General features: G+C 69.7%; 20 protein-coding genes. 12 read left to right on the forward strand and 8 right to left on the reverse strand.

Annotation, left to right across the window (positions count from 1 at the left end):
- Nucleotides 1–101 precede the first annotated feature (101 nt).
- From ACZ5WG_RS23720 to ACZ5WG_RS23730, 3 genes are all read left to right on the forward strand, one after another.
- Nucleotides 102–575 carry a hypothetical protein gene (locus tag ACZ5WG_RS23720; protein ID WP_468725708.1) on the forward strand — a complete coding sequence of 158 codons (474 nt, stop codon included), beginning with the start codon at nucleotides 102–104 and terminating at the stop codon, nucleotides 573–575.
- An 853-nt stretch (nucleotides 576–1,428) separates the two neighbouring features.
- Nucleotides 1,429–2,172: a class I SAM-dependent methyltransferase gene (locus ACZ5WG_RS23725; RefSeq protein WP_468725710.1), complete on the forward strand. Its 744-nt coding sequence runs from the start codon at nucleotides 1,429–1,431 to the stop codon at nucleotides 2,170–2,172.
- A 34-nt stretch (nucleotides 2,173–2,206) separates the two neighbouring features.
- The gene (locus ACZ5WG_RS23730; protein WP_468725711.1) at nucleotides 2,207–3,022 is read left to right on the forward strand and encodes an ATP-binding protein; all 816 of its coding nucleotides are present in this window, start codon (nucleotides 2,207–2,209) and stop codon (nucleotides 3,020–3,022) included.
- Here the strand turns inward: ACZ5WG_RS23730 and ACZ5WG_RS23735 are convergent.
- Nucleotides 3,009–3,212 carry a cold-shock protein gene (locus tag ACZ5WG_RS23735; RefSeq protein WP_468725713.1) on the reverse strand — a complete coding sequence of 68 codons (204 nt, stop codon included), beginning with the start codon at nucleotides 3,210–3,212 and terminating at the stop codon, nucleotides 3,009–3,011. The genes ACZ5WG_RS23730 and ACZ5WG_RS23735 overlap by 14 nt on opposite strands.
- A 625-nt stretch (nucleotides 3,213–3,837) precedes the next feature.
- Between ACZ5WG_RS23735 and ACZ5WG_RS23740 the strand changes: the two genes are divergently transcribed.
- A complete protein-coding gene (locus tag ACZ5WG_RS23740; protein WP_387290568.1) occupies nucleotides 3,838–4,401 on the forward strand; it encodes a papain-like cysteine protease family protein in 564 nt (187 codons plus the stop codon).
- A gap of 10 nt (nucleotides 4,402–4,411) precedes the next feature.
- On the forward strand, nucleotides 4,412–5,284 hold the full coding sequence (locus tag ACZ5WG_RS23745; protein ID WP_468725715.1) for a hypothetical protein: 873 nt from the start codon (nucleotides 4,412–4,414) through the stop codon (nucleotides 5,282–5,284).
- A 73-nt stretch (nucleotides 5,285–5,357) separates the two neighbouring features.
- Here ACZ5WG_RS23745 and ACZ5WG_RS23750 read toward each other — a convergent pair whose 3' ends face one another.
- Nucleotides 5,358–5,885: a 2'-5' RNA ligase family protein gene (locus ACZ5WG_RS23750; protein ID WP_468725717.1), complete on the reverse strand. Its 528-nt coding sequence runs from the start codon at nucleotides 5,883–5,885 to the stop codon at nucleotides 5,358–5,360.
- 1,556 nt (nucleotides 5,886–7,441) lie between these two features.
- Between ACZ5WG_RS23750 and ACZ5WG_RS23755 the strand changes: the two genes are divergently transcribed.
- The 5 genes from ACZ5WG_RS23755 (at nucleotide 7,442) to ACZ5WG_RS23775 (ending at nucleotide 11,490) form a co-directional block, all read left to right on the forward strand.
- The gene (locus ACZ5WG_RS23755) at nucleotides 7,442–7,930 is read left to right on the forward strand and encodes a carboxymuconolactone decarboxylase family protein (protein WP_468725718.1); all 489 of its coding nucleotides are present in this window, start codon (nucleotides 7,442–7,444) and stop codon (nucleotides 7,928–7,930) included.
- Nucleotides 7,931–8,552: 622 nt separating this feature from the next.
- Entirely contained in the window at nucleotides 8,553–8,747 is a 195-nt protein-coding gene (locus ACZ5WG_RS23760; RefSeq protein WP_468725720.1) for a hypothetical protein, read from the forward strand.
- Nucleotides 8,748–8,847: 100 nt separating this feature from the next.
- Entirely contained in the window at nucleotides 8,848–9,228 is a 381-nt protein-coding gene (locus ACZ5WG_RS23765; protein ID WP_468725721.1) for a protease inhibitor I42 family protein, read from the forward strand.
- 385 nt (nucleotides 9,229–9,613) lie between these two features.
- The gene (locus ACZ5WG_RS23770) at nucleotides 9,614–10,153 is read left to right on the forward strand and encodes an ArsR/SmtB family transcription factor (protein ID WP_468725723.1); all 540 of its coding nucleotides are present in this window, start codon (nucleotides 9,614–9,616) and stop codon (nucleotides 10,151–10,153) included.
- Nucleotides 10,150–11,490 (forward strand): MFS transporter, encoded by a 1,341-nt coding sequence (locus tag ACZ5WG_RS23775; protein ID WP_468725724.1) that lies wholly within the window; start codon nucleotides 10,150–10,152, stop codon nucleotides 11,488–11,490. Before ACZ5WG_RS23770 ends, ACZ5WG_RS23775 begins: the two co-directional genes overlap by 4 nt.
- A gap of 143 nt (nucleotides 11,491–11,633) precedes the next feature.
- Here ACZ5WG_RS23775 and ACZ5WG_RS23780 read toward each other — a convergent pair whose 3' ends face one another.
- The 3 genes from ACZ5WG_RS23780 to ACZ5WG_RS23790 form a co-directional block, all read right to left on the reverse strand.
- Nucleotides 11,634–11,984, reverse strand: a complete 351-nt coding sequence (locus tag ACZ5WG_RS23780; RefSeq protein WP_468725725.1) for a PRC-barrel domain-containing protein — start codon at nucleotides 11,982–11,984, stop codon at nucleotides 11,634–11,636.
- Nucleotides 11,985–12,036: 52 nt separating this feature from the next.
- Entirely contained in the window at nucleotides 12,037–12,312 is a 276-nt protein-coding gene (locus ACZ5WG_RS23785) for an isoamylase early set domain-containing protein (protein WP_468725726.1), read from the reverse strand.
- Nucleotides 12,313–13,336: 1,024 nt separating this feature from the next.
- Entirely contained in the window at nucleotides 13,337–13,972 is a 636-nt protein-coding gene (locus ACZ5WG_RS23790; RefSeq protein WP_468725727.1) for a TetR/AcrR family transcriptional regulator, read from the reverse strand.
- A gap of 105 nt (nucleotides 13,973–14,077) precedes the next feature.
- Here ACZ5WG_RS23790 and ACZ5WG_RS23795 point away from each other — a divergent pair, with 105 nt between their 5' ends.
- Nucleotides 14,078–14,296 carry a hypothetical protein gene (locus tag ACZ5WG_RS23795; RefSeq protein ID WP_468725729.1) on the forward strand — a complete coding sequence of 73 codons (219 nt, stop codon included), beginning with the start codon at nucleotides 14,078–14,080 and terminating at the stop codon, nucleotides 14,294–14,296.
- Complete coding sequence (locus tag ACZ5WG_RS23800) at nucleotides 14,239–14,793, forward strand: hypothetical protein (protein WP_468725731.1); 555 nt, start codon at nucleotides 14,239–14,241, stop codon at nucleotides 14,791–14,793. Before ACZ5WG_RS23795 ends, ACZ5WG_RS23800 begins: the two co-directional genes overlap by 58 nt.
- A gap of 698 nt (nucleotides 14,794–15,491) precedes the next feature.
- On the opposite strand, the gene ACZ5WG_RS23805 is transcribed toward ACZ5WG_RS23800, so the two are convergent.
- The 3 genes from ACZ5WG_RS23805 to ACZ5WG_RS23815 all read right to left on the reverse strand — a co-directional run bounded on the left by ACZ5WG_RS23805 (nucleotide 15,492) and on the right by ACZ5WG_RS23815 (nucleotide 18,257).
- Nucleotides 15,492–16,535, reverse strand: a complete 1,044-nt coding sequence (locus ACZ5WG_RS23805) for a hypothetical protein (protein ID WP_468725733.1) — start codon at nucleotides 16,533–16,535, stop codon at nucleotides 15,492–15,494.
- Nucleotides 16,536–16,804: 269 nt separating this feature from the next.
- A complete protein-coding gene (locus tag ACZ5WG_RS23810) occupies nucleotides 16,805–17,923 on the reverse strand; it encodes an NAD-dependent epimerase/dehydratase family protein (RefSeq protein ID WP_468725967.1) in 1,119 nt (372 codons plus the stop codon).
- Nucleotides 17,910–18,257 (reverse strand): DUF6233 domain-containing protein, encoded by a 348-nt coding sequence (locus tag ACZ5WG_RS23815; protein WP_468725734.1) that lies wholly within the window; start codon nucleotides 18,255–18,257, stop codon nucleotides 17,910–17,912. Before ACZ5WG_RS23815 ends, ACZ5WG_RS23810 begins: the two co-directional genes overlap by 14 nt.
- Nucleotides 18,258–18,364 lie beyond the last annotated feature (107 nt).

Here is an 18,364-nt window from a genome sequence, read left to right on the forward strand (position 1 = left end):
CTCACAGCTCACGGGTGCCCGATCTGGCCCCCGCGACCGGTCGCGACCCCTCCCGCGCCCGTTCGCAATACCTCGACCCACAGACCAGGAGCGCTGCCCCCGTGCCCCGCACCCCCGATGTCGTCACTCACGCTTCCCTCGACACCCACCGCCTGATCGTCACTCTTCCGAACCAGGGTCCTGTCGACGTCCGCTCGAACCTCCCGCGCGCCACGGCCGCCGCCATGCTGCGCCGCCTCGCCGACGAGCTCGACGCCGAGCAGCTTCTCGCCGCCATGCCAGGGGAAGCGTTCGCCACCCTCGCCCAGCAGCTCACCCGCCGCCACCGCCCCGCCGAGGCCGCGCGGCACGCCGCCGCCGCTCTCGCCCAACACACCCGCGAGCTCGCCGGCATGCTCGACGCCGCCCTCGACCGAGGCATCCCCGCCGAAGCCCCGTCGGCCGGCCGGCACCTGGTCTCGATGCTGCACAGCCACGCCGTCAACCTCGCCAGCCCGCGCCGCACCGCCATCGAGGATGTGCTCGACCTCGCCGCCGCCCGCCGCGCCCGCCTCACCCGCCGGACGCAGCGATGACCAGCGATGACCAGCGACACGACCCTCGCCGTGGCTACCGACGCCGACGCCGCGCCCCCAGCCGCATGACGCGCTCAGCTTGTCGTTTAACGTCCGCCTTCGAACAGGGTGGCCTGGTGATCACCTGCCCGCACGGCTGGCTGGCCTCGTGTCCGCCCTGCGGTGCGAACGCACCGCGTCGGCACCGATGTCGGTCCGCTCGGGCATGATCGGCTCCGATTCGGCGGTGGGGTGGCGTGACGTGGGCGAGTGGCGGACCGATCCGACCTTCGCGACGTGCCGGACGTTGGCGGACGGGGCGGAACTGTCCTCATTCGCGTGCAGCAGGTGAACGGCCTCCATGACATGATCCCCAGCGGGGAGTGCCCCCAGGGGACTTCGTCAAGCAGGAATCCGTCCTTGGCCTCGGGCCGGATGCCGGCAACCACCGCCCTCACATCGAACGACCCGCTCGCCCGCTGCTTCGGTGTCGCCTCCCGCGGTGAACTGCTGCTCCACCGCGCCAACACCCCAGGTGATTTCCGTGCATTGGTCAGGCTGGCTTCGCCGAGCCCCCACATACACGGGTTCTGTCAGACGGCCAGCGCGGTTGCCTCCGCCTCGGTTTCGGCGGGTTCCAGGGTCCCGGGCCGCACCCTTAGGTGCCGTTGCGCCCCGGCGTGGACGAGACGCTGGACCTCCTGGACACCCTCGCCTGTGCGGCAGCCCAGGGCAATGTCGATATTTTTGTGGTTTCCGACAAGCCTGACGGTCTGCCAGGTTGGGAGAGACTGCCAGCCAGAGGCCGCGGCCCGCCCCGACCGCGGGCGGCCGGGGCCGCTGACATGGTGAAACACACGGGGAGGACGGCACGATGAGTGCGCAGCAGCAGTACGACGAGATCGGTGAGGCGTACGAGGGGTTCAAGGCCCTGCCTCTGGAGCAGTACGCGGTGGTGCCCGGTTTCCTGGCCTTGGTCGGGGACGTGAGCGGCAAGTCGATCCTCGACCTGGCTTCCGGCACCGGCTTCTACAGCCGGGAGTTCAAGCGACGCGGCGCCACGGACGTGCTCGGAATCGACATCTCCGGCGAGATGGTCGCCGTGGCGCAGAAGCTGGAGGAGCACGACCCGCTGGGCGTGCGCTATGAGGTCGGCGACGTGTCCGCGCTGCGGACCTTCGAGCAGCCCTTCGACGTGGGCCTGGCGGTCCAGCTGCTCAACTACGCACCGGACATCGCCACCACTGAGCTGATGTGCCGCAACATCCACCAGAGCCTGAAGCCCGGCGCCGAGCTGTTCGTGCTCAACCAGTCGCCCGACTTCCGCTTCGACGGGCCGTCCCCGGACAAGTACGGCTTCCGCAGCGAGCTCACCGGCGAAGAGGTCGAGACCGGACCGCAGGTCCGGACCACGGCGCTGCTCGACCCGCCCGTCTCGTTCGTCGCCAACCGTCCGCGCCGCGAGGTCTACGAGGACTGCCTGAAGGCGGCCGGATTCAGTGAGCTGACCTGGGTCCCGGTGGAGGTGTCCGAGGCCGGTGTACGCGAGTTCGGCGCGGACCACTGGGCGGACCTCTACGCCAACCCCCCGCTGGAAATGCTGCGCTGCCGCGCCTGACGAACCACCGGCCGTCCCTGCGACCCGACCCCCGATGCGCCCGCACCCGGGGCCGGGTCGCCGGCTCCGGTGCGGGCCCGGAGCCCGGCGCGGCTCCTCGCTGCTCAGGGCAGGAGCCTGCCATGGACGCCAGCACCGACATCGAAACGGCCCCTCCCCGGCCGCCCCGACGCCCGTTCCACCACAGCCCGCCACCCACGCACGGGCCGACCCGCGCCCTTGCGTCTGGAAGCTCCCGCACCACCCCGCGTCCGCCGGCACAGCCCGCCGCACCACCACCGCCGTTCTCGATGGACGGGACGTGGACGATGAGACCACCGCCCAAGCACTGCTCGTCGTCTCCGAACTCGTCACCAACGCCGTCGAACACGCCCTGCCCCCGTCGCCCTCCAGCTCCAGCGCCCCGGAAGCGACGGCGCCCTTCGCATCGAGGTCGGCTACGGCGGCCCCGCCGACGACCAGGGCACCTGGACTGGACCACCAGCTGCGCACCGGAAGAGCACGGTCGCGGCGTGAGCATCATCGCTCTTCTGGCAAGCGCCCACGGCACCCGCATCCCTGCGAGGCCGGTGGCCTACGCCCGAGCCTGGCTGCCGACGGGGTGATCGCGGCGTGGCGCGGCCAGCCCCTGCAAGGTGCCCGCATGAATGACCGTGCATCCGACGTCTCCGGCAACGGCCTTTCGTCGTGCGGAGTCCGGCCGCAGTCCCCAGGTGCTGGCCACACCATCTATCGCCGCGTGCACCTGGCCGGTTGCGGAACACCCTCTTTGTCGCGGGTACGGCAAGGCGCCCCGCACCGTTTTGCGTTTGAGTGCGGGGCGCCGAGGTGTCCGGTCAGGCGAGGGTGACGTTTTCCGCCTGCGGGCCCTTCGGGCCCTGGGTGACGTCAAAGTTGACCTTCTGGTTTTCCTGGAGCTCGCGGAAGCCGGTGGCGTTGATCGCCGAGTAGTGGACGAAGACGTCCGGACCGCCGCCGTCCTGCGCGATGAAACCGAAGCCCTTTTCCGCGTTGAACCACTTCACGGTGCCCGTGGCCATGTGTTTCCCCTGTCGAGGATCGCGGGGTACTGGCTTGTCAGTACCCCTGGGTGAGGTGATCGCCCTGGTCCTCGGACACTGCTGCACAGCACGACGCCCGCGATGCGAACCATGGGCGCTCAGACTTCGGAGCCACGACTACTAGCAGGGAAGTTAGCCGATCCGCAGTCATCTGGCTACAGACCGCAGCGAGAGGCGAGTCAGGACGCCGCCCGCACCCGTCTGACCCGCTACGCCCTGCTGCAGAGACGCCGCCGCGCGGGATCTCGTACGGCGCCGGCATCGGCAGCCGGCGCCGGCCGAGCCGCACGGCCGACGCACCGGTGGATCGTTTCTCCGTTGAATTAATCCACTCACCCTGGTGAATTGATCGCCAACGCCGTGATGGTGGGGCTGCGGAGGCGCAGCGGTTAGCCGCGTTCGGCAGCGCCCGGCTTCACATCCGTGCATCACGGGATAACGCCTGCCCCAAACAGAACAGCAGCTATTCACGTGATTACATGACAAGTAATCAGTAGGGGTTGAATTGATGCAAACGCCCTATGCCTTCGGAACGCTGCGCTGTCATATTCGCATCAGATCGCCCCGCTCATCTCGTTGCACCCATCAGGGGGAAGGCAGGAACATGGGCAAATTCAGGTATGGAACCACGGCGTCGGCCATCGTGCTGGCCGCCTTGGGATCGCTCGCGGCCGCGGGCGGCACGGCTCACGCGGAAGCGGGCCAGGACACCATCAGCATGCTGAAGCAGGAGAAGACCCAGTGGTGCTGGGTCGCCTCCGGGCTGACCATCGCCAAGTTCCAGGGCTTAGGTTCCACACAGACGGACTTCTGTAACCGGGCCCAGCCCTACTACGGCTGCAACAACCAGCCCGCCACGCTCGACGACATGGCCAGGGGCTGGAGCAGCCTCGGCATGGCCCACACCGGCTCGGGCCTGAACAGCGCGGCCACGTTCAACCAGGTGTACACCGACGTCAAGGCGGCCCGGCCGATCGGTGCCCGCATCGGGTGGACGTCCGGTGGCGGGCACATGAACGTGGTCTACGGCTTCGACACGTCGAACAACACGATCGCCGTGGCCGATCCGTGGCCGGACACCACCACGTACACGTGGTGGAACTACAACGACTACGTGAGCAACAGCTCGTCCAAGTGGACGCACTCCCGCATCGGCATCTCCCGCTAAGGCAGGCGACATGCGCGACACCGAAATGTCCAGCAAGCGGACGGGCTCTCGCTTCTCCCGCCTGTCCATCGTCATCGCACTGAGTGCATCCGCGCTGCTGTCCGTCTTCGGTCCGGCCCATGCGGTCCCGGCCAAGGACCCTCTCCCGGCAGACATCCCCGACTATCAGGCTGCCCTCGACGCGGTGAAGTCCACCGACGTGCGCAACGCGGTCTGCCGCTTCCTGCGCACTCCGGTGCCCACCGGGGGTGCCGGCGGGCCGGTGCAGACGATCCCCGAAACGGCCGAGCCCTGCCAGGACCTCCCGGTCTTCACGATCAAGGACCCGGTGGCACGGAACGAGATCACCCCCGGGTTCGTAGCGGGCACCGCCAAACCGCTGCCCACCGAGGCGGTCAAGCTGACGCAGCTGGTCTCCTCGCTCAGCACCACCGTCAACGGCCGCAACGCAACCGTCATGCTCGCCCCCACTCAGGGCGGCGGCTGGCACTTGGCGGCCATCCGCGACGGCGACAGCGACGCCACATACGCCGGCAAGGCCACCCTGGGCACGCTGGTCTTCACCGAGCCACAGATCCGCGGCTGGTACCAGCTCAAGCTCACCACCGTCGAGCCACTCAACGACGAGGCCCGGCAAGGCCTCGGCGGCCAGGCGTCGGTGTCGCTCAGCGACTACCAGAAACTGGTCAAGGCCCGCTACGCCGACAAGCTGCCCGGCTCGGAGTACGACACCAACGGCTACTCCAGCGGCTACAGCCCCCAGCGCAAGGCGGACGACCCCTCGTCCTCCACCCTGCTCCTTGCCGGCGGTTCCAGCGCGGCACTCGCCCTGGTGGGAGGGGCCGCTGTGCTCCGTCGGCGCCGGAGCGCAGGCACCCGCTGAGCCCGACCCGTACGCGCTCTCGCTCCGTCCCGGCAGCCAGCCGGGACGGTTCGGGGGGATTGGCGGGTGGGGTTCACAGCCCGTCCGGGACGCCGAGTGGCGCGGTGAACCGCGACTGCCAGCCTTCCTCCGTCAGCACCGCCAGTTGGACCGCTGCCGTACGGGTGCGCAGAGGCAGGAGGCTGCCGATCGCAGTGCGGACTTGGGCGGTAGTCGTTGGGTTGTCTGCACCCATAGCGACCGTGACATGGGCGGCGGGCCGTGCCCCGAAGCGGCCGCTGTACGGGCGCAATCCCGGCCACTGGGCGTGGAACGCATCGACGATCGGCTGGAGTTGCGGAACGGTGACGGCGACGAAGCCGGGCGCCGTCACGAGCTCCTCCAAGAGCAGATCAGCTGTAGGGAAACTCGCTGCCAGGGAACGCACGGCCTTCTCGTCCTGACCTGTCAGCGCCGGTTCCGGCACGAACGGGTAGAGGAGCGAGACGTGCGCCGGCAGCCCACGACGCACCAGAGCCGGGTCGATACGCCACGCCGCATCGAGGAGCGGGGCGGCATCGGGCAAGACAATGACGACGGCAGTGGTCCCTGGCTCTGGCACGCCGTCATCATCGCAGGCCGGTCCGCTACTGCGCCCATTGCACTCCGAGGTGGGCGAGGGTGCGGACCAGGCGGTCGGGCTGGGCGTGGCGGCCCCAGGAGTACGGGCACGTCTTGTACACGATCGAAAACGTGCGTACTGGCAAGGTCTTGGAGGTTGTCGGACCACAAGAGGCGGCCGGGGCAGTTCACCCAGCGGGTGCAGGAGCAATCGCCCGAGGCGCGAAGCCTCCGGGGGTGATGTACCAGAGGCCGTCCTCGCCGGCTTCGCGGCCTCTACCGTCTTCGTCCTGGCCTTCACAGCCGGAGCGGGCCTTGGCCTGCTGTGGCTGTGCGCGGTGACGACACGCCTGGCTTCGTCCCAGTGAACCGCTAACCGCTGGTCGACGGCCGCTCCCGCCTCGGCCCGTCGTCGCTCACACCCTCGCCGAGGACGCCGCCGCGTACTCGGGCTCGAGCGCTGCGTCGTGCTACACCTCGCCCAGGCGGCCCGGCAGGCCGAAGAGTGAGAAAAGGCGGCCGGTGTCACGGTAGGCCGTAATGCCGCTGATCCGGTCGTCGCGGAATTCGACGACTTGGAGGGCCCAGGGCCCAGGGCACGTAGCCGGCGCCGTCCGCGTGGGGGCGGTACTGACCGAAGCCGGGGGAGCCGTTCGCCACGGTCGGGACGAGACGCGAGCCGCGGTAGCCGATCGCGGGGCCGGTGAGCCACGCGTGGATGTCGGGGACACCACGCATCCACTTCGCTTTACGGGGGCAGGCACAGCGTGGCGTCAACGTGGAGGAGCATGTTCAGCTCCTCCATGTCGTACCGGGAGAAGGCCGTGGCGTACCACTCGGCCAGGACCCGGCGGACGCTGTCGTCGGGCGGACGGACGGACGGACGGCCCGTCCGTCGCGTGGCGGCGGTGCAGTTGCGCGCAGTGCCGGGGCTACGTGCAGCGCCGCGATACGGCGACCGGCCCGTTGCGCGGGACGGTCGCCACCGACATGCAGTGCTCATGAAGCGCTGCGCGCAGGGAGGCCACCAGTGACGGGCGACCGGTTCAGCGTCGGTGAAGCGGTGTTCCACCGTGACCGGCAGGGCAACGGCGAGGTTGTCGGGGGTCTACCCGTCCTCCCTCGTGGTGCGCTTCACGGACACCGGTGGGTTCCACTGGATCCGCCCGCACCGTGGCATGTGAAAAGGGCGGGGAGACGGCCGGCAGCGGAGCGCGAGCCGGGCGCGGTGCGGGCTCCGCCGGGACATGTGGCGGTGGACTGCCCGCCCACCGAACTGCGCATCGGGGACCAAGTCCTTGCGGGCGGCCGCCTCGTCGCCGTCGCTGACCTCCGCTACCGGCTCGGCGCCACCCGCACGATGATCCTGCGCAACGGAGCGGTCTGCGTCGCGGAGCGGACCGCGCCGCCCGGTCTGACGGTCCTGACGAATGGCCCGGCTGCCGGCAAGCGCTCTGAGCATGCCGGAAAGAATCTCCGCCGGCCCTGTCACACTTCCGCGGGCCCATCCGTCAGTGCTGTGTAGACGCCAACACGGTGACCTGAAAGAGAGCAGCCATGACGAACACCTCCATCTCGCGGATGCCGAACCCCGGTGACTTCGTCCCCGAGCTAGCCGACGTCAGCGCGGCCCTCTTCCGCGCCACGGGCAACCGCTCGGTGCCGCGGAGCACGATGAGCCTGGTCCACCTGCGTGCCGGGCAGATCGTCGGCAACACGTACCTGACCATCCTGAACACCGCCTTCCTCCGCAAGGCCGGGGTGTCCGAGGAGCGCATCACCGCCGTCTCCTCCTGGCAGGACGCCCCCTACTTCACCGGGGCCGAGCGGGCGGCCCTCGCCCTGGTGGAGGCCACCCTCCAGCCCGCCCCGCACGGCAAGGAACGCGTCTCCGACGAGCTGTACGCCGAGGTGGCGAAGCACTACGACGAGAAGGCCCTCGCCACCCTCACCATCGCGATCGGCCAGATAAACTTCTTCATCGCCCTGGCGGTCATCGGCAAGCCCCAGCCGGTCACCTCTCTCGCCGACGAGCAGTGGGACTGACCCCGCGACCAGGCCCTCGCGTGGGGGCCGGGCGTATGTGGAGTCGTCGTGGCCTGCTCGTGTGCGGGGTACGGCTACGTCGGGTGTGGTCCGGCACGAGGTTGCGCATGCTGGTGTCGGGGAGCAGCGCCGGTGCACGCGGCATGACTGTGGTGGCTTCGTCCCGGCGTCCCGGCGTCCAGGTGGAAGGAGCACGGGGCCGCCTCGCCCGCGATGGAGTGGCACCCCGGCGGCCGCATCCGCTGCGTGGCACTCGCGCGGAGGCGTACCCGGCTGCCTGTCGCACGGTGACATCCAGGGCGCTGTGCGAGGACCATCGAGCGAACTGGTTCCAGGGGCGGTGGGACATAGCCCTCACGGCCTTCTTTACGTGGTGACTGCCTGGGTTGAGGGCGCGGGTGGCGCGCGGGTGAAACGTGACTGACAGCCCCGGTCCTCGGCCAGTGAACCGCGCATACGTGCCGCCTTTTCCCTGAAGGTCGTGCAGGCCGGTCGCGTATGCGCGGTTCCACTTTCCCAGGAGCCTGGCCGGGGACGGCTGCCGAGTGCCAGACCTGAACAGCGCCGCCGAACGCAGGGCGGGCCGTGCCGAAGTCGAGAAGGCGGTGGCACCGGGGCACCGGTGCCTGTCGACGTCTCGGGCGCGGAGGGCGCCCACGCGATGACCATCATCGCCCGGGAGGGTGACATGCTTCGGGTGTCCGACCCCTGGGTCTCGATCACCTGGGTCAGCGAGGACGACTTCATCAACGGCTACATGGGCAAGGCTTGCAACAGTGATCTCCCTGACGCGTACAGCGCATGTCTTCCGCGGTAGCAGGGGCGGTGCGGCGATCGCGACGGCCGCGCTCCTCGCTCTGGCCACCGGCTGCGGCTCCGGCACCGACGAATCGGCAGGCGGCTCCACGAGCCGCCCAGTGAAAGACACCAGCATCACTGCCGAGCCAGGCGAGCGCTTCACGCTGACCGTCGACCAGAACGCCTCCACCCGCGAGTACTGGTACCTGGTCGACCCCGAGCCCGACAGCTCCGTACTCGTCAGCCGCACCCCGGTCTACGCGTCGGACTCCGGCGACAAAGCGGTGGCCGGTGGCGGCGGCCGGCTCACCTTCACGTTCGAGGCCAAGAGCAAGGGGACCACTCGGTTCACGCTGCTGCACTGCACTTTCACCACCTGCCAGGGCAACACCTCCACCCTGCCCCCCGAGACGACTGGGCCGTCCGCCACACCCACCACGGGGGCGACCACTGCCTCCCAGGCGCCCGAACGCATCACCTACACCGTCACCGTCAACTGATCCGAAGCGGCCAAGTCCCGGCCTACGACGGGCAGGCCCGCCGTCCGCGCGCGGAGGCCTTCCGGGCGGTGTCTGCGTGCGGATGGCGCAGCGCCGCGCAGTGTCTCCTGGGTTGGGACGCGATCGGCCACCAGAGCCTGTACGAAGCAAACGTCGGCCTCGCGGGACCGATCGCAGACTGACCGCGCACCTATCCGTTGTCCGCAAGGCGGCCGTTCCGCTGCCTGAGCCGCTGGCCGCGCACGGTGCGGGTGCGCGCCGAAGGCTGTCGGCCGGTGAACCAGCAGGGCGCGGGAGCGAAGGCCTCACGTGCTGGACAGCCGATTCCGGAAGCCCGAACAAAAACCCCTTGCCCAATGGTCAAGAAGTGTTGACCATTGGAGGCATGCCTACCGATGATCTTCCCCAGACGTTCCACGTCACCACTGACGAGCAGCTACGCGCCGTTTCCAATCTCACGCGCCACCGGATCATGGCCGTGCTCCGCTTCGAGCCCGCGACGATCACGCAGATCGCCGAGCGGGTGGGCCTTGCGAAGGGGAGTTCCAGCTACCACGTGCGGCTGCTCGAGCGGGCCGGCCTGGTGAAGGTGGTGCGAACGCGGAAGGTCCGGGGGGTCACCGAGCGGTACTACGCCATGGCCGCGCGGTCGATCGTGCTGCCGGATCGGGGCGAGGGAGGGCCGGATGTGCTGATGCGGCATGCGGTGGCGGATCTGGAGGCAGCGCCGGTGGACGGCGAGCGGCACGTACGGATGGCGCATCTGCGGCTCACCGAGGAGCAGTTCGCGCAGCTGGGGGCGCGGCTGCAGGCACTGGCGGACGAGTACCGGGAGCTGTCCGATCCGTCGCTGCCGGACGCGTCACTCGTCTTCGCGCTGTTCCATCCGGCACCGCGCGCGCAGGGCGAAGGGGACGTCAAGTGACTTCAGACCTACGGAAGTTGCCGACCGGGTTCGGGCGGCTGTGGACCGCTCAGACGGTGTCCTCGCTCGGTGACGGGGTGTTGCATGCCGCGCTGCCGCTGCTCGCGTTGACGTTGACGCGGGACCCGATGGCGCTCGCCGTCGTCACGGCCGCCGGAACTCTGCCGTGGCTGCTCTTCGGGGTGCTCGGCGGTGCGCTGGTGGACCGTTGGGACCGTCGGCGCACGATGTGGGTCACGGACGCGGCGCGTGCGGTGCTGCTCGCGATACCGGCGGCAGCGGCCGCGCTCGACGTGCTGAGCATTCCGCTGCTCGCGGCCGTCGCCTTCCTCCTCGGCCTCGGCGGACTCTTCTTCGACACGGCCGCCACGGCCTATCTGCCGGATCTGCTCGGCCGCGACCCCGCGCTCCTGGAGCGCGCCAACTCCCGCCTGCGCGGCACCCAGACCGCCGCGTCCGGCTTCGCGGGGCCGCCCGCGGGCAGTGCCCTGCTCGCGCTCGGGCGGGCGGTTCCGCTGCTCGCCGACGCGGCCTCCTTCGCGCTCTCCGCACTGCTCGTACGGTCGCTGCCTGCCGCACCCCGGCCCGTACCGCAGGCCCGTGAGTCGCTGCTGCGACAGGCGCGGGCCGGCGCCGCGTACGTGTTCCGGGATCAGTTGCTGCTCGGACTCGCGCTGCGTCCGGCGGTCGGGAACGTCGCCTTCATCGCCGTGGAGACCGTACTCGCCCTCTTCGCGCACGACCGTCTCGGCATCGACACCTTCGGCTTCGGCCTGCTCCTCACGGCGGAGGCCACCGGCGGTCTGCTCGGCGCGGGCATCGCCTCCCTCCTCGGCCGACGACTCGGCACCGGCACCGCGCTCACCTGCACGGCCGCAGTCGAGGGACTCGCCATCCTGGGCCTTGCCGCCGCCCCGAACCCGTACGTCGCCGGCCTCGCGCTCGCGGTCTGCGGAGCGGGCGTGGGCGCCACGATGGTGCTCGGCCCCTCCCTCCGACAGGCGATCGTCCCCGCCCATCTGATGGGCCGGGTCGCCTCCACCTCCCGCATGCTCGCCATGTGCGCCGCCCCGTTCGGCGCCTTCTTCGGCGGCTGGCTGGCCACCACTTACGACGTACGCACCCCGCTCTACGCCGCCGCCGGCCTCCTCCTCACCATGACCGCCGTCACGTCGACCATGACCGGCAACCGCCGGGTCGAGGCGGCGCTCCGTGCCGCCGCCCCGGCCCGCGGTCCAGGTCACCCGGAATCCGCGGTTCCCGTTCGGGAGGGCGCACCCGAACTCCTCCTCGGCATGCCGGGCCCGGGCCAGGCTCGCGGTCAACGTGGTCCGTGAGGTGGAATGGGGGCGCGTTCAGGACTGTGCTCGGCTGCTGATTTCGTGCATCCGTTCCCGCCCCTCTTGTGGGGGCGGACGGTCGGCGCGTGCTGCGGCACCCCTGCGTGGTGGGGGCCGCAGCTGCAACCGTTGCCGCAAGGTCAGCTGTGGTCGTGGCCGTAGTACAGGCTGAGCTGGTCGCGGTAGGCGGTGTCGCCGCGGTGCTCGTCCTTGTCGTAGTCGGGGGAGTCCTTGATCTGGTTCTTGGTGAGGTTGACGTGGACCTCTTCTTCCTTCAGGTCGATGCGTGCGATGGTGCCGGCGGGGATCATGACGTGCTTGCCGAAGATCCAGGGTCCGGTGTCGACGACAAGGTAGGAGGCGTCGACCTCCTCGGTGTGCTCGTCGACTTTGCCGATGTGTCCGTCGCTGGCTTCGACCTTGAAGCCGATCAGGCGGGTGCCGGGCTTGTAGTGCGACTCCGGGTTGTAGCTCCACATGTCTGCAGTCACGGGGTCTCTCCACTTCTCTGGGGGCGGGGGCGGGGCCGTTGTGGTGCGGCGTTCAGGTGTGGAGGAGGCTGTTGCGGCCGTCGTGGCCGTCTGCTTCCTCCTCGTCGAGCCAGTGACCGTCGTGGGCGAGGTAGCGGAAGCCGTGCTGCTCGTTCATCGGGAAGGCGATGGTGACGGCGCGGGTCCCGTCCCGGCGCTCGGTCAGGGGGTGGGCTCCGGGCCGCCAGTCGTTGAAGTCGCCGACCACGCTGACCTCACCGGCCGGGTGGCCGACGGGTAGGACGAACGTGATCTCGGTGCGCTTCTTGCGCCGGGTGCGCTCCAGCACGGGACATCAGCTCCTCACCTGCAGGCGGATGGCCTGGCCATTCCTGCCCGCTCCAGCGGCCGGCGCAGCGGGGGACTACGCCACACGCCGCACATGTGCCACCCCAACGGCCGCACGTACCAAGGCAGAGCCCTCATGACCACCGACGGAGGCCGCCGCGATGAGCTCAGAGGGCCACTGGACTGCTGCAACTCCGTCGCCTGGGGCGGGGGAGACAAGATCATGCTGACCATCGACGATTACTGGCGGAAGGGAACCCAGCGCAAGCACTTCACCATCTGGATCAATGACAAGGAAGGCGCAGCCAAGGACGGCACAGCGGCAGCCGTGGTGCTCAGCTACCCGCCGAGCAACTCTCAGATGGCCTACACCGTCGGTCCCTTCCTGCTGCCAGGAGAGACCAGCTGGAAAGCCGTGGCTCCCAACCTCAGTCCCGACAGCCTCGGGTGGTTCGCCAAGGACCAGACGACCGCCTCGGCCTACGTGACGCAGTCACCGCTTCGTGCCATGGGGCGGCCCGAGGACACGGTATGCACGGGGCACGCGATCAGGGCCGTCGCGTGCCCTGGTCGCAGGCCTCTGGTCAGGATGGCTTCGCCTACCACCACGGGCCGTCGTATCGCGCCGACCACGGTGTCAGCGCCACGACGGTTGCTCACACCGTGCGTGCAAGTCGCCGCGGCCAGCCCGTGGAACCCGACGGGGATGACCACACAACCGAGCCTCCGGCGACGGGTTCCTCGCAGCTCGAGCTGCAGATTCCGGGCCCGTTCGCTTGGGCGTTCGACCTGTTGCGGATGGGCGGGAAGGAGCACTTGACGCGCTCGTACAAAGACCGGCGTGCCCTCCTGGAGCAGTTGTTCACCGACCAGGCTCTGACGGCCCCGGGTGGCCCCTCGTCCCGATGACGACGGACCTGGCCAGGGCCCGGGAACGGCTGGAGACCTGGACCGGCGTGTCAGGGGTGGAGGGCATCGTGTTCAAGGGCCTGACCACGCCGCGACCGTGGAACGGAGGTGCGCCTCTACTGCGGGGCTGGTTCGGTGAGGGTGGCGAGGCCCGCGCACAGCAGTTGTACGCCGCGGGCGAACTTGTCGTCCTCGGTGAAGGCCGAGGCTGCGGCCACGGTCAGGGGGAACCGCGCGTGCAGGGCTGCGGCCTCCTCGGCGCCGACGGCCGCAGCGGGGGATTGGCTCTGCTCCTGGAGGACGAAGCCGGTGGCGTGGCTCAGGAGCGCGTCCGCGCCGATCGCTGCGTGCCCGGTGGGGATACCGGCGTCGCGCAGGGTTTCCAGGAGCCGTTCCATCAGGGACAGTGCGCCGGCGCTGAGGACCTTGGGGCTGTCGGCGAGCATCACCGCGCCGCCGGGGTGGAGGCGGATGCTCTCGCGGAGGGTGACGAGCTGGGCCTGGACCCTGTACTGCCAGTCCGCTGCCGGGTCCAGTGCGGACAGGGCCGCGGTGCCGGCGTCGTAGGCCCGGCGGGCGACGCGGTCCGCCATCAGCTGGATCAGGGCGTTCTTGTTGGGCACGTGGTAGTAGAGGCTCCCGGCCTGCGCGTCGAGCCGCTGCGCCACCTTGCGCATGGACAGGCCGTGGTATCCGGACTCGGCGAACTCGGCCATGCCCGCGTCGATGATCCGCTCTCGCGTCAGCTTCATGGGAGCACTCTATCCCCAATTTCTAACAGTGTTTGAATTCTGGGGTGGTCAGGGCTACTGTCGTCCCCGAAGCACACGACCGGGGACCGAAGGGGGGTGGTGGCGATGGACGCAGTGGTGTTCAACGTGACCACGGCAGCACTGATGGTTTTGATGTTCAAAGGCGGACTGGCCCTGCTCGCCGAGGACACGCTGCGTGGCCGGCGTATCCCCTGGGCCGCCGTGGCCCTGACCGCCCTCGCCTTCGCCGGGGTGGCGCTCCAGCTGTGCCGGTCCGGCGCTATGGACACCCTCGACGCCGACCCGGCCAGGTCGGGCTGGTAGCGGGTCCTCACCTCGGTCTTCATGCAGAACGGCGGCCTGTTCGGCGGGGCCTGGAACATCGCCACGCTCGCCGCCGTCGCGGCCCTGGCCGACTGGTTCTGGGGCACCCCGCTCACCCTGGCCTGTTCCTCGCCGGGATCCTCCTGCCCGAGCACATCGACGCACTCTTCGGCGCGGGCGGCCACCACAGCACCGACCCCCGCAACTTCGCGGGCAGTTCGGGAGCCACCTACTTCCTCGGAGCGGCCCTGGCCGCCGCCCTCCTCCTGCGCGTCGTACGCGACCTGCGCACCGGAGGGGACAAGACGCAGCGCAAGGAAGCCCTGCTCGCGGCCGGCGTGCCCGTACTCGGCCTGGTCATGTGGTTCACCCAGTCCAACGGCCACGGCCTCGTGTCCGTGTACGGATTCCTCCTGGGAGCCCTGGCCTGCCTGCTCGCCCGTCCGGCAGCGCTCCGCCCACGTCCGGCCTGCCAGAACGCCACCCGCCCGGCCTGAGCCCCGGATCCGACAGATCCCGCTCAGCGGGAGTGTGCACTGCCGACGTCCCGTATCCGTCAGCGCCGGCAGCGGCGACGGGGTGCGCGGTTCGTTGCTGTGTCCGGTTTCGTGGGCGGCCCCAGCGGTTGCCGCCAACCGGCGGCACGGGGCATTCCCTTCGAACGAATGATCCGTCTGCGGCCAGGCCGGATGTGCTGTTGTCCCGGACATTGCTCCCTTCCGCTTGGCAAGGGAGCAGCACACGGCCCCAGCCTCACGCCCCAAGTCCCTGGGCCCGCTTCCCAGACGCGGCACATCGCTCCCAAGGTCGTAAACGACTGGGCAGCAAGGGCGGCCGCCCGACGGCCTTTCGACCGCGAGGCCTAAAAGCAGCGGAACAAAGTCGAGCGGTGCATCAGCCAGCTCAGGCAGTGGCGAGGGCTGGCCATCCCCTACGACAAGACGGCAACCGTCTTCCGGGCGGCCCTGCACCTCGCGGCCATCCACATCTGTGCCGCGAGGTGATCCCTGAGAAGTCGCTGTCGTACCGATCAAGGAGCTTGTCGATCGAACGGGGGTCTCGTTCGGGGGATCGCGGTCGGTGCCGGGCGTGATCGAAAACGCCGAACGGCCGCCTGGACTGCGCCGTCAAATCACCTGGGCCGCCGCCGGTGGCGCGTCGATCGCCAGCAGGAGGCTGACGTTCCGATACCCGGCTACTCGGGCCGCTTCGTTGCCGTGGCGCCGACGCTGGCGCTGGCGCAGACGGGGTGGGTGCGGGCGGCATAGGAGCGAGCGGCCACGACGAGGCCGATGCCCAGGCCGGCGAATGCCAGGCCACCGAACTCGATCATCCAGGTGATCCCCGAGCTGGTGGTGAACGGCGGGGACGGCTTGATCGCGGGCAGCACGCCGACGGCGATGAGCGGGGCCATGACGACGAGTACGGCCCCGTACATCGTCAAAGGGATGCCGGTCAGCCAGGCCGGGATCAACGGCAGCAGGCGCGGGACCCGCCGTCCGGACAGGATCAGCGTCCAGCGGGGGAACACCTGCCCCCACACGTACAGCAGCCCCAGCAGCAGGAAGACGCCGACCATCGCAGCCAGTACGGTCACGTCGATCCCCGCCGCCGCGGCCGCCTTCGACGGCCCCGACGCGCCGACGCTCGTCGTCCGCCGCCAGTCATCGGCCGAGACGCCGAGTGCGTCGCCGCCCAGCGTCCAGATGCTCTTGACTCCTGCCCACGGAAGGAGTCCACACATGAGCAGGTACACCGCCCTGCGGGTCCGCTTCGGGGCCGGGGAGACAGCTGGGTGGGCAAGCGGGCCGTCGCTGGCGCCGGCGTGCGGCCGCCCGCATCGCGGACAGTCGCCGCGCAGCCGTCGACGGTATGACAAGCCGACGAGGAGCACAAGCGCGGCGCCGAGCGTGTTCAACAGCACCTGAGCCAAACCGGTGGCGCTCTCGATCCCCGAGAGCGTTACCAGCGACACGAAGTAGATCGGCAGGCCATTCGTCCCCACGACGAACACCGGGATCGTCACGATCAGCGCCGTTGCCACCGAGGCCCGCCAAGGCCTGGCAAGTGTTCGGGTGCTGGCCAGGCAAGCCCCGCCGGCCAGGACGGCGAGGGCCGCCAGGGAAAGCTGGACCGCAGGCGCGTATGAGGCGTGCTCCTTCCATGGCACGGTGATGCCCGCCGCCGCCCACGTGACCTCGACGCCGGCGTACAACACGCCCCACAGTGCAGCGGCCACGGGCGTCCACATGGGCCACCGCCGCCACCACAACATCCGCCCCGGGCTTGCGGTCGGTGGCCTAAGAACGCCGCCTACCTCCGAGTTCGCAGGAACAGCCACCGTGTGACCTCCGTACATCCCGATTTCCGAGACTCCAAGAATCCCCGCCACCCGCGCTGATCACATCCACCCCACGGATCATCCGGCCTCCCCCGCGCAGGGGAGGCCGGCAGGCCAGCGGTCGGCGTGCTGTCCTGCCCGGGTCGCGGGGCCGGGCGCCGCGGCGCTCAGGCCTGCGGCTTGCGGTTGTTCCACGCGGCGAGGACCGCGTCGTGCTTGTCCTTGTCCAAGCCGACGGGAGTCTTCCCCTGAAGGTATTTGGGCCGTGGATACGTGCCCTCGCCGAGCGCCCGCCAGGTGTCCGCGACGGTCTCGGCGACGGGGCGGCAGCGTAGACCTGCGGTCAGGGCCTTGGCAGAAGAAGCGGTCCAGGTTCCGATCACCTCGGGAATGTCAGGGGCCCACAGCGGGAGCTCGGCCCACGGAGCCACGCCGTGATCATGGAGGAACTGCTCGTCCATCCATACGAGTTCGGTCGCGGCACCGGTGGCGTCGACGCAGGCACTCAGCAGCTCGCCCATGGTGGTGCTCTCGCGGACACCGGTGGTCAGATATCGGCCGGTGCCGCGCTCGGCGAGCCGGTCGAGCATGAAGTTGGCGATGTCACGGGCGTCGATCAGCTGTATCGCGCGGTCCGGGGAGCCTGGAGCCAGCACACGGCCGCCACGTGCGATGGCCTCCAGCCACCACGGGAGGCGCCCGACGTTCTCTCCGGGACCAACGATGATGCCGGGATTGACGATCAGGGCGCGTTCGGGGAAGCCCTCCTCGACCGCCCGCTCGCATCCGGCCTTGAGTGCGTTGTAGGGCACGTCGTCCGGCGAGGCGTCCGGAGCGCAGGCGTGGAGCGGGAAGGACTCGTCCACACCCTTTGCGGGCCAGTCCGAGTAGGCGTGGAAAGACGAGACGAAGGCGTAAATCTCAGCGTGCCCGGCCAGTGCCCGGACCGAACGCTGCACGATCTGGGGCTCGAACCCGCAGGTGTCGACTACACAGTCCCAGGTCCGCTCTTCTACCAGCGCACGCAGAGCGGCTTCGTCTTCTCGATCGCCCTGGACCGCTTCCGCCCCCGAAGGCGTCGGGCCCGCCTGTCCGCGGTTGAACAACGTCACCTCGTGACCACGTCGCAGCGCCTCGTCGACGAGCGCACGGCCCAGGAAGACGGTTCCACCGATAAAAAGGATCTTCATGGTCGCAAGACTTTCATCATGCAACGAATCCGCCAAGATCGTCTGCACCAGCGTTGAGTAGGTTTCGTACCGGCCGATCCGATCAACTTCGTCCATCTCGAGCACGCCGAGGGCGACGTCGGGCCGGCAGTACGGGCAGGCGGGTACACCCTTCGGCCAGCACCCGGCGCGCCTCCTCGCTGCTCATGGCCGTACAGCGCTTCCTGGCGTCCCGGCAGTCCCCGGCGTGGACGCGGACCGGCAGCCGCCCCGCTCCGATGCTCCGCTCGATCAGCCACGCGGGCGGCCCGGGCGGCGGCAGCCGCCGCTGTCTGGCGAGGGCATCCGGCTCCTCCGCCAGGTTGAGTGCCCGCTCGGCCCGGGCGAGCTCGCCGCACAGGTAGGTCACCACGGTGCGCAGGCGCGGCAGGTCGGGCGGGAGCTCGGACACCGCTCCGCCCCCGTCCTGCGCCTGCCGCAGGGCCTTGCATGCCGCGCAGAGAGGCGAAGACCCAACCCCTTACCTGCATGTCGGAGCGTGGCTTCTCTGCACTAAAG

The sequence above is a fragment of the Streptomyces sp. NPDC032745 genome (assembly GCF_055579465.1).

What these genes read in the sequence shown, in the direction of transcription:
- ACZ5WG_RS23725 (WP_468725710.1), top strand. Translation starts at nt 1,429, where the DNA reads ATGAGTGCGCAGCAGCAGTACGACGAGATCGGTGAGGCGTACGAGGGG.
- ACZ5WG_RS23730 (WP_468725711.1), top strand. Translation starts at nt 2,207, where the DNA reads ATGCGCCCGCACCCGGGGCCGGGTCGCCGGCTCCGGTGCGGGCCCGGA.
- ACZ5WG_RS23735 (WP_468725713.1), bottom strand. Translation starts at nt 3,212, where the DNA reads ATGGCCACGGGCACCGTGAAGTGGTTCAACGCGGAAAAGGGCTTCGGT.
- ACZ5WG_RS23740 (WP_387290568.1), top strand. Translation starts at nt 3,838, where the DNA reads ATGGGCAAATTCAGGTATGGAACCACGGCGTCGGCCATCGTGCTGGCC.
- ACZ5WG_RS23745 (WP_468725715.1), top strand. Translation starts at nt 4,412, where the DNA reads ATGCGCGACACCGAAATGTCCAGCAAGCGGACGGGCTCTCGCTTCTCC.
- ACZ5WG_RS23755 (WP_468725718.1), top strand. Translation starts at nt 7,442, where the DNA reads ATGACGAACACCTCCATCTCGCGGATGCCGAACCCCGGTGACTTCGTC.
- ACZ5WG_RS23770 (WP_468725723.1), top strand. Translation starts at nt 9,614, where the DNA reads ATGCCTACCGATGATCTTCCCCAGACGTTCCACGTCACCACTGACGAG.
- ACZ5WG_RS23790 (WP_468725727.1), bottom strand. Translation starts at nt 13,972, where the DNA reads ATGAAGCTGACGCGAGAGCGGATCATCGACGCGGGCATGGCCGAGTTC.
- ACZ5WG_RS23795 (WP_468725729.1), top strand. Translation starts at nt 14,078, where the DNA reads ATGGACGCAGTGGTGTTCAACGTGACCACGGCAGCACTGATGGTTTTG.
- ACZ5WG_RS23810 (WP_468725967.1), bottom strand. Translation starts at nt 17,923, where the DNA reads ATGGACGAAGTTGATCGGATCGGCCGGTACGAAACCTACTCAACGCTG.